Source organism: Pseudomonas sp. P5_A12, from assembly GCF_056400685.1.
This window is the reverse complement of record NZ_JBFUKU010000208.1, coordinates 1-9,673: the sequence shown is the minus strand read 5'-3', so window position 1 is coordinate 9,673 and position 9,673 is coordinate 1. Positions and strand designations below refer to the sequence as shown.

General features: G+C 55.2%; 8 protein-coding genes. 6 read left to right on the top strand and 2 right to left on the bottom strand.

Going from position 1 to position 9,673, the window contains the following annotated elements; all coding sequences use genetic code 11:
* Positions 1 to 332 precede the first annotated feature (332 nt).
* The 5 genes from AC1DSG_RS22415 to AC1DSG_RS22395 all read left to right on the top strand — a co-directional run bounded on the left by AC1DSG_RS22415 (position 333) and on the right by AC1DSG_RS22395 (position 2,341).
* The gene (locus tag AC1DSG_RS22415) at positions 333 to 704 is read left to right on the top strand and encodes a bacteriocin (protein WP_477792839.1); all 372 of its coding nucleotides are present in this window, start codon (positions 333 to 335) and stop codon (positions 702 to 704) included.
* A 113-nt stretch (positions 705 to 817) separates the two neighbouring features.
* Complete coding sequence (locus AC1DSG_RS22410) at positions 818 to 1,306, top strand: glycine zipper domain-containing protein (RefSeq protein WP_477792838.1); 489 nt, start codon at positions 818 to 820, stop codon at positions 1,304 to 1,306.
* 125 nt (positions 1,307 to 1,431) lie between these two features.
* Positions 1,432 to 1,614: a hypothetical protein gene (locus AC1DSG_RS22405; RefSeq protein ID WP_477792837.1), complete on the top strand. Its 183-nt coding sequence runs from the start codon at positions 1,432 to 1,434 to the stop codon at positions 1,612 to 1,614.
* Positions 1,615 to 1,717: 103 nt separating this feature from the next.
* The gene (locus AC1DSG_RS22400) at positions 1,718 to 1,936 is read left to right on the top strand and encodes a hypothetical protein (protein WP_477792836.1); all 219 of its coding nucleotides are present in this window, start codon (positions 1,718 to 1,720) and stop codon (positions 1,934 to 1,936) included.
* 81 nt (positions 1,937 to 2,017) lie between these two features.
* Positions 2,018 to 2,341, top strand: a complete 324-nt coding sequence (locus AC1DSG_RS22395; RefSeq protein WP_477792835.1) for a hypothetical protein — start codon at positions 2,018 to 2,020, stop codon at positions 2,339 to 2,341.
* Between the two features lie 1,005 nt (positions 2,342 to 3,346).
* On the opposite strand, the gene AC1DSG_RS22390 is transcribed toward AC1DSG_RS22395, so the two are convergent.
* Together AC1DSG_RS22390 and AC1DSG_RS22385 are read right to left on the bottom strand one after the other, a co-directional pair.
* On the bottom strand, positions 3,347 to 3,769 hold the full coding sequence (locus AC1DSG_RS22390; protein ID WP_477792834.1) for a hypothetical protein: 423 nt from the start codon (positions 3,767 to 3,769) through the stop codon (positions 3,347 to 3,349).
* A complete protein-coding gene (locus AC1DSG_RS22385) occupies positions 3,766 to 8,622 on the bottom strand; it encodes an RHS repeat-associated core domain-containing protein (protein ID WP_477792833.1) in 4,857 nt (1,618 codons plus the stop codon). Before AC1DSG_RS22385 ends, AC1DSG_RS22390 begins: the two co-directional genes overlap by 4 nt.
* Positions 8,623 to 8,874: 252 nt before the next feature.
* Between AC1DSG_RS22385 and AC1DSG_RS22380 the strand changes: the two genes are divergently transcribed.
* Positions 8,875 to 9,570, top strand: coding sequence for an HAD-IA family hydrolase (locus tag AC1DSG_RS22380; RefSeq protein WP_477792832.1), 696 nt, complete (start codon positions 8,875 to 8,877; stop codon positions 9,568 to 9,570).
* The last annotated feature ends 103 nt before the right edge of the window (positions 9,571 to 9,673 follow it).

Sequence of the window (9,673 nt, the reverse complement as noted above, 5' to 3'; positions counted from 1 at the left end):
CATCTACCCCCGGGCTATCAGGCTCAAATCCCCGAAGTATCCGATCAGAAAGAAAAATGCCAGTCAGCTTAACTGACTGGCATTAGGCATGGCGCCCCTTTTTTTTCACAAACTTTTCACAGGCTCGTCCGTAGGCTCAAACCATCCGTTAGAAAGCAGTACCCTAGCCCGTTCCCCAGCGGGCTTTTTTTTGCCTGTCATAAAACCTTTTCCATAAAAGCTGTCCAACCGACGCTAATTGCGAGATGCGGAGGTTTTTGTGTGGACGTTTACCGCGCTAGAGCATTCAATCACCCGCTTTCGTTTTTCCCCCTATTTTTGAGGTTTTTGTCATGCGTTTAACGTTGCCTGCTCTGGTTCTTGGCCTTTTGGTTGCTCAAGGCGCGATGGCTGCCAGTGATGGCACCGCCGCACTCGGCGGCGGTCTGGGCGGCGCCCTGGGTAATGTGGTCGGCCAGAGCATGGGCGGCAGTACCGGCGCAGCAATTGGTGCTGGCGTAGCGGGTGCAGCCGGCAGCGCTGTTGCGGCGCCTAAAGGCCGTCGTACTGAAGCCGCTATTGGTGGCGGTGTTGGTGCAGCCGGTGGTTCGGTAATCGGTCGCAGCTTGGGCGGCAAGACCGGCTCCACCATCGGCGCAGGTTTGGGTGGTGCGTTGGGCGGCGGCGTAGGCAGCAACCTGGGCAAAGGTCACAAGCGTCACTGATCCTTATAGATCAGCATTGAAGAGCCCGGCTAAATGCCGGGCTTTTCTTTTATGAACGATTCTTTAAACATACTCTCAAAGCCCATATACCCCAGAAGAACACGAGGCGTCCTATGACACCGGTTAACAACAGCAAAAAGGCTAGAAGCGTAAGTGCTCGACGTTTGGCGCTGTCTGCGTTTGTGGTTGGACTGTTGATGGCTCAAGGAGCAATGGCAGCCAATGACGGCACCGCTGCAGTGGGCGGCGGTCTGGGTGGTGCGCTGGGTAATGTCGTCGGCGGACAGTTAGGCGGCAGCACGGGCGCAGCTATTGGCGCCGGTGTYGGCGGCGCAGCAGGGAGCGCAGTCGGGGCGAATAAGGGCAGTCGCAATGAAGCAGCAATCGGCGGTGGGTTAGGTGCGGCAGGCGGCTCGATAATTGGCAACAGCCTCGGCGGCTCTACCGGTTCGACCATCGGTGCGGGCCTTGGCGGTGCAGCGGGTGGTGGAGTCGGCAACAACCTGGGCAACGACGACAATGATAATGATCATGGCAGTTCCCATTCCGGTAACGGTAACGGTCACAAGCATAAGCACAAGCACAAAAACAAACATCACTAACTCGCTATCGAGTAGAACAAACCCGGCCCCGTGCCGGGTTTTTCGTATTCGTATTCCGCAAGCCGGAACGATGGGCCACAGGCAGTCTCGAACTACATACACACCMGAAGATTGCGAGGCATGCCATGACACCCGAAACCGAAGGCAACGAACCAAAAGGCCCTAGCGGGCTCCCGTTCATCAATGACCCCGGCAATGAAGATCCAGATTCACTGATTGACGACGCAACGGTGCCGCTCAACGATTCTGATGACGCGGGCGATGTGGGGAACCTCGAGTACGAAGACGAAGACGACGAAGAAGATTGATCTTTGTGTGTTCTGTTTGACCGATCGTCTCCTTGATCGAACATAGCCCTGCATCACCCCTCGAAATATCAGGGCCTGCTTTCAGGCCCTTCGAGAGGTGCTTATGAACGCAGATCCGAAAGACACTGGTACCGATACCGACGACACCCCTGAATATCCGCTGCCTTCACCGACTGACTCGTTGAGTCGCGATCAACGTCCGCCGGATGACGATACGGCGGTGGAGCAACTGCCAGCTGATGATGTGAGGCGAGGGGACGTCGAGGCCGATCCTGAGGATCCGGACATTGCCGGTGATGATTACTCGGGTGAACCCAGCTGAAAAGCCGCTGGTCGATCGTGCGGCAACTTTTAAAAGTGAGCGTTGCCAGATTAGGTATGCACCTTTTAAAGGAGATGCATCATGATCAGTTCCAAGTTAACAGCCCTGATCATTGCAGGGCTGTTGTCGGTTGGTTCGTTGAACGCGGTTGCTCAATCCAACGGGAACGATGCGCCTGTGGATAAAGGCGGGATGCCTCCGTATACCGAAATGAATGCGAATTCTGCGGATGGTAAGGCGTTGCCGCCTGGTTCTATCCAAGGCGGGAATGGCGGGGACGCCAATGGGAGCAGCACGGGGGCGGGGACGGGAAGTGGGGTGGTGAGTGGTGGGGGGGCGATGGGGAATGAGGCTGAAAAGGCTGGTAGTGTTGGCAATAGTGGCACTGGCGGTGTCCAAAAGTAGAACAGTAGTTAATGCCACAAAAGGTTCAAGGTGGTAAAGCCCAGCTATATGTTGGGCTTTTGATATCCGCTGTTTCCGACTCTGCCGCTAGTACGCAATAAACAGATCTCAACACCTATTGGCTAACGATTCGATCCACCGTGTGTAGAATTTTCGTTGTTGCTGGATGTCGTTCGTAAGATTTGTTTCCTCATAGTCGAATATTCTCACAATATCCTCGTCCTCCGCTGGTATACCTAAGCGAAGTTCATATGCTACTAATCCAGCGGACATTTGCGATGACATTCGCGAAGTGTAGACATTGACTTTCGCCCCTTTGCAGAGAAATTTCGTTTCGGGATAATCTGCTCGCAATAGACCAAGACATTGAAACAGGTCGTGGGCTTTGTATGTTTTGTTTGGGTTGCTTCTGAGTCGTAAGGTTGACAGGGCTCCCTCGCGGCCGTATTCAATTATAGAGCTATAAGTGACACCGTCGGAATGGGTGGCTATTTCAAATGTTTTCATGGACGCCTTTGAGTTAAAGGTTGTGTTTAATCTGTGTTGGCTATTATTTTAGAGATTTTAGCCAGCGGTGGAAGAAGTCAGTTTGAAGCTGTGGATCATTAATTATGTCTTGGTCGTCATAATGAAAGATATTAACAAGATCCTTTCGTGACGCGCGGACGCCTAATTTGTGCTCGTATGCCACTACTCCTGAGCTCATCTGTGAGGACATGCTAGAAGGTCGAACATTCAATTTTGCTCCTTTGCACAAGAACTTAATATCTGGCCTATGCATTATGATTTTCCCTAGACAGTCATAAATATCAAACCCTGATAAGTATTTCGTCCATCCACTTTCTAGTGTTACCTTCATGGTTGATTTTTGTTGGTCGTAATCGAGAACCGCTATCTCGAATTTTCCGCCGATCAGAATAGAAATCTCCTCAATTGTCATTCATCGTTTTCTCAGAGGGTTTGGTATAGAGTGTCCCGCATAGCTTCTTTTTAATAGTCATCTAATTACTGCTCCTCCTCGTCGTTTTTTTCAGTTTCAATCCATTTCCTAAAAAAAGCTCGCTGTTCGGCTGAGTCATTGGTTAGGTTGTGTTCGTCATAATCAAATATGTAAATCACATCACTGAGTGATGCGGCTTTACCTAAAGTCAATTCATATGCTTTCAATCCACGAGACATCTGTGCTGACATGCTAGATGTATGCACGTTTATTTTTGATCCTTTGCAGAGAAATTTTATTTCAGCATTGTCTTCGCGCGTGCGAGCGAAGCATCTATAAAAGTTAGTGTCTGAGTAAGTTTTGCATAATCCGTTTTGCATCGCGAATTCTATAGATACGCTGTCATTTTCGGCGTTGTTGTTGCATGTGAGCTGAGCAGTTTCCTTTGCTTTTTCGTGTTCAATGATTATTTCTACTGTCCAAATCATTTTTTGATCCTCCTGTTAGGGTTCGGTATGGAATAACCGAATTCTTTTCCATTATCAATAATTAGGGTTGCTCCAAGCACATCCTCTTTTGCTATACGGCTTGGAATGGCAATTTCTTTTTCTCTACCAAAGTCGTACAAAGATCCTAGTTCTATCTTTAAATCGTGTCCGGGGATTTTGTTTAGAGTGTACAGATAGCCCGTTTTTGTGTTGTATCCAGTGGCGAATGATTTCCCGATTTCCCTGGAAGTTGATGTGCTAATAAAATTGCTTGGTGGGTGCTCGCTGTCTAATGAGTGTAAGTATAGGTCGTTGCTTTTTCCTTTGCTTTTAAAACCATTTTCAAATACATCGTGAGGTTCTTTATCGTCCCCGCGATATAAGAAGTCGTCCTCTTTTTTTGGTTTTGGTAATTGAGGTTCACGATTTTTAATCGCTATTTTACTGGCCGGATCCTCATCCCCAAACCCCGGCCTCTTACACCCATCCCCTCCAGGACACTCATTCAACCCCAACGGATCAACCCACCCCGTCGGGTTTCGCGTGTACTGATACCCGTTTATCCCGCCCGCCAACCCACTCGGATCCGGTGTCAGATACCGCCCAAGATCCGGGTTGTAGTAGCGATGCCGGTTGTAATGCAGCCCTGTCTCCGCATCGAAATATTGCCCTTGAAACCTGAGTGGTTGATCCAGTACCTGATGGGTATCGCGATTCAGTCGGGTCAGGCGGCCGTAGGCGGTGTATTGCGCGGCCCAGATGATGTCGCCGCTGTAGTCGGTGAGTTCTTGCGGGGTGCCGAGGTGGTCGAGTTGGTAGTAGAACGGGCAGGCCTGGCGCGGGCCTTTGCCGTCGAGCATGGCCAGTGGGCGGAAGGTGCCGGGTTCGTAGACGTAGCTGCGGTAATGTTCGCGGCTGCTTTCGGCGACGAGATTGTCGCCTTGCCAGAAAAACTCGGTGGTGTGGCCGTCGACGGTTTTGCTGATACGACGGCCGAAGGCGTCGTAGCGGTAGGTCGCGCAGGTGCCGTTGGGCAGGATGGCGCCGATGAGTCGGTGCTGGCAGTCGTAGCGGTATTCGGTGACGAGTTTTTGCGCGGTACCTCGGCGTTCGCGGATCAGGTTGCCGAAGGCGTCGTAGTCGAAATGCCGGTCGCCTTGCATCAACAGGCGATTGCCTTTGACGGCGGACGGGCCGGGGCGATCCTGCATCAGCAGGTTGCCGGCCGGATCGTGGGCGAAGCTTTCGGGTTGTTGATCGCGGGAATGGCGAACGCGGATCAGGCGGTTGAGGGGATCGTATTGGTAGTTGCGTTGGCCGTGGCGAGTGTCAACGAGGGTGTCGAGATTGCCATTGGCGCTGTAGGCGAAGTCGCGTCGGTATAGCGATTGCTGATGTTGGTTGACCGCATGGGCCTTCAGACGACCTTGTTCGTCGTGCTCGTACTGGCTGTGTAACAAGCCTTGCAGACGCTGCAACTCACGGCCGAATTGATAGGTGTGGCTCGTAAGTCGTGTGCCGTTAAGGTCGATGGCGGTCAGTGCGCCACCCTTGGCGCGGTGGTAGGCGAGCTTGCTGTTGTCGGGCAGGCGCAGGTGGCTGAGTCGGCCGCAAGCGTCGTAACCGTAACGCAACGTGGCCCAACTCTGGTGTTCCGTGATCAGCCGGTTCTGGGTGTCGTATTCGAATTCCAGTGGGTGATCGTGGCTGTCATCGACGCTGACCAAGCGGCCCAGGCTGTCGTAGTGGTATTCGACCTTGATGCCGTCGGGCAGGGTTTTGATCAGCAGGCGACCGGCCGAGTCCCGTTGGTAGCGCGTAACCAGCTGCGAGTCGTCATCGCCGAACTCGGTTTTCTCCAGCAGATGGCCATTGAGATCGTAGGCGTACGCGGTGCGTCGACCATCAAACCCGCTTTCCTCTCGGATCAATCCACCCGGTGTGTAGTCCAGCTGATAGCGTTCGCCGGATTCATTCTCGATTTCGGTCAGCAGCAGCCGCGCGTTGTCATAGCGATAACGCAGTTGCGTGCCGTCTGGGTTGATCCGGCGACTGACCAGGTGCAGGTCATCGTCGTACTCAAAATGCGTGATGCGACCCAGTTCGTCGCGTTCGGCGGTGATCTTGCCGTAGGCGTTGTAGCTGAAGGCGCGGCTGGCGCCGGTAGGCAGAATTGTCTGAATCAGTCGGCCAACGGCATCCCACTGGTAGTGAGTGACACCCTCGTGTTCATCCTGACGGGTAATTTGTCGTCCCAGTACATCGTAGGAAAACCGCCGCTGTCCGCCGTTGGGCAGGGTTTCCTCGATCAGTTGCCCGATAGCATCCCGAAGGAAAACATGATGACTGCTGTCCGGATAACGGATCGACAGCAGGCGTCCTTGTGCGTCGTAGTGGTGATGGGTGATCTGGCCGTCGGGATCGATGGCTTCGGTAACATYGCCCTGAGCGTTGCGTTGATATTTCCATACCGCTTTGCCGCGATAGCACGCATGCAGGAAACCGTTGCGGTACTCGTAAGAGGTTGGCTCATCTTCAGGTGGAATCAGCGCAATCAGCCGCCCAATGTCGTCGTAGCGGTATTGAGTAATTGCCCCCAGCGGCCCCTGTTCCGCGATCAGCTGACCCTTGTGGTCATACGTCTTGAGATGCTCGGCGCCATCCGGCTCAACCCGGCGCACCAACCGCGCCGTGTCGTCATGGACATACACTTCCTCGCTGCCATCGACGTTTTTAACCCGCACTGTGCCGTTGTCGTCCCAGGCATAGCGCGTATCCATTTGCGCGAACGTCGCCCAGTGCCGAATGCATCGGGCGGCTTTGCCGGACCGTTCCCACTCCCAAAAGAAACTTGCCCCACCAGCCAGTTGCCGCTGGAGGATCACGTGTTGGTCGTCGTAGTCGTACCGTTCGCTCTCGCCGGCGGCATTGGTCGCTTCGATCAGTCTCTGTCGGGCGTCGTAGCGGTAGGCAATCAGCGTTTGCTCTGTACGCCAGGCGTCATCCGCCGTGTCGGCAGGGTGAAACGACTGATACTCGACGGCGACGATGTGCCGATGCTCGTAGCGCAACAGCAGCGAGCGACCTGCACCGTTGTCGAGGCGCTGAATGCGATCCTGTCGGTCGCGGGTGATGTGCAAACGGTTGTTGTTGGCATCGCTGATCGCGGTCAACCGCCCATTGCGGAAGTGATAAAAACGCACCTTCTCGCCAGCGAGCGCGAGCACCAGTTCCTCAGGTTGATCCCCTAGATAAATCGCGGCCCGCGACAGGCTGTTATGAATGGCCGGGCGTTCCCGGCTGGGCAGCGGAAGCGTCGTGCGACGGTTTTCATGGTCGATCCAGACGACGTGTTCTGCGTCCAGCTCCAACCGATGTGCCAGCGAATGACTCCAACCCCAGCCAAGCCCGCAATCGATTTCCACGGCGCTGCTTCGGTACAACCGGGTGAACGCAAACGGCAGTAAACCGTTGAGCGATCCATCGTCCAGGGTCAGCAACTCTTCGCCGGTGACCATCGACACCGGGCAGCCATTGGTGCAGGTGAGTGGTGCGCAATCTGCGTTGTCACCGTTGGGGTTTTTCGCCTGGTCAGGGGCGTCGTCACGGTGTTCCTGGCGGCTCAGGCGGGTCTTGGCGGCGGATTTGCTGCGCGCGATGGCGACCGGGTTGTTCACCAGTACCCTCGGTGCAGCGCCTGGACTGATCTGCAACGGCACCACAGGCGCTGGGTTCAGCGGAGCAGTCCGGACATTGATCGCGAGAGGTTTGAGCACGCCCGCGTGATTCGTGAGTTCAGGCAGGGTGGCCAGCCGCAAACTCGCGGCAGCCAGCCATTTGCGCGCTCGCACCGATTTGATTTTGCTCAGCACCCTGGCGCTGATGCCGGATGTCAGTCCTGCGCTACCGGTGAAACGAGCCAACAAGAAGCCGATCAATATCCCTGCACGAATTTCCGCCACGACCTCGGCGATGTGCTGCGGTGGCATCATCCGCAGCCAACTGGTGAACACCGCCAGATGGATGAACATCAATGGCTCGTCACTCAACACCAGCAACAGATTGGCAATCGATTCAGCCGAGGCCTTCAGCAGCGTTTCAAGTTCGATCTCGGTCAGGTATTCAAGGAGCTTTTCGCTGTTGGCTTGCAGGTCCGTGATCAGCTCGTAGATCTGCTTTACGTCGTCCCACAAACCATTCAACGAGTTCTCGAAACCGCGCCAGTCAGCCTGTTGCAGCAGGCCGTAGCGCTTGATGAATCCGGCTTCGGCGTACTCGGCCCATGAAGGTTCGAACTCCGTCGTCCACTCGTTGCGCAGCCAGCCTTCCAGGCCGTCGATGACGCCTTGATAGGAGGCGTACAGCGCTTTGACATGGTCAGTGGACACATTCGGAAAGAAAGTGATGCGGTAACGCTGGCCGCGCTCGCACTCGGGAATTTCGAGGATGCCGCTGGGGCCGATCTCGTGGTTAACCGGCTCGCCATAGGTGCCGTCAGCGTTCAACGGCTCCAGCATCACCGGCGTATTGCCAATCGGCACGAACCTCGCCGCGTCGAACATGTGCACCAGCGTCAACGGGCCGCTGGCCGAACACGCCGCGACGGATGAGCTGACAGGTGTCGTGGAATTTTTTGGCGCGACCAGGCGGACGTCGTTGCCGACCTTGAATACCTGCTCGATTTCCAGCGCCTTGCCGGTCCAGTAACTCTCCGCCCAGGCGTCGTAGTCGTTGAGGCACAGCCGAAAGTCTGTGAGCAGCGCTTCAACGTTCGGCTGCCCGGGGTCCATGGCAGCGACCACCAGCAGCCCGATGGCGTTATTCAAGGCAAGTACCTTGTCAGGTACGAACATTCGCAGTCCCTCGCGCAGATCAAATGTGAGCGCGAGACTTTGCTTGGGATCAGCGGGTAAAGAAGTCGGAAAAAGAGGCGTTTTTTGTAGGGACAATCGCTAAATGACGACCAGCAGTTTTTGTAACGGCCAGACATTACCCGTTGCCCAATGTCAGCCGCGCTCGCTATGCTGCTGAATCCTTTAATCGATCACGGACCCGGCCGTATTTGAGCCGCCTCTGGGATGTCTTTAGAAAACGGATCCGATGCGATGAATGCACCGCTCAATCAGTTCGGCCCGATCAAGGCTGTGATTTTCGACATGGACGGCTTGTTGCTGGACACCGAGGGCCTTTACACCGAGGTCACGTCCCTGATCGCCGCGCGTTACGGTCGGGTTTTTGACTGGAGCATCAAGCAAAACATCATCGGCCGTGGGGCCGATGATCTGGCGCGCTACGTGGTCGAGGCGCTCGATCTGCCAATCACCGCCGAAGAGTTCCTGGTGATCCGCGAGCCACTCATGCGCGAGCGTTTTCCTACAGCTCTGGCGATGCCGGGTGCAGAGGAACTGGTGCGGCACTTGAAGGCCAACCAGATTCCGATTGCAGTGGGCACCAGTTCTTCGCGTCAGTCGTTCGGCCAGAAAACCACGTTGCACCGTGACTGGTTCGCGCTGTTCGATTTCATCGTGACAGCAGATGACCCGGAAGTCGGCGCAGCCAAGCCGGCACCGGATATCTTCCTCACGGCAGCGCGGCGCCTTGGCGTCGCGCCCGAGGATTGCCTGGTGTTTGAAGATTCACCGTTTGGTGTCACCGCGGCGAAAGCGGCGGGGATGACTGCGATAGCGATCCCGGACGCGGCCATGGCGGATGAAAAATACGCCCATGCCGATGGCATTCTTCGTACGCTCAAGGCGTTCACACCGAGCGCATGTGGCTTGCCAGCTCTCGAATGGGCTTAACGCAACAGCTGACAAGTGTGGGAGCGAGCCTGCTCGCGAAGACGGTGTGTCAGGCGACATAGTTGTCGTCTGACCTGGCGCTTTCGCGAGCAAGCTCGCTCCC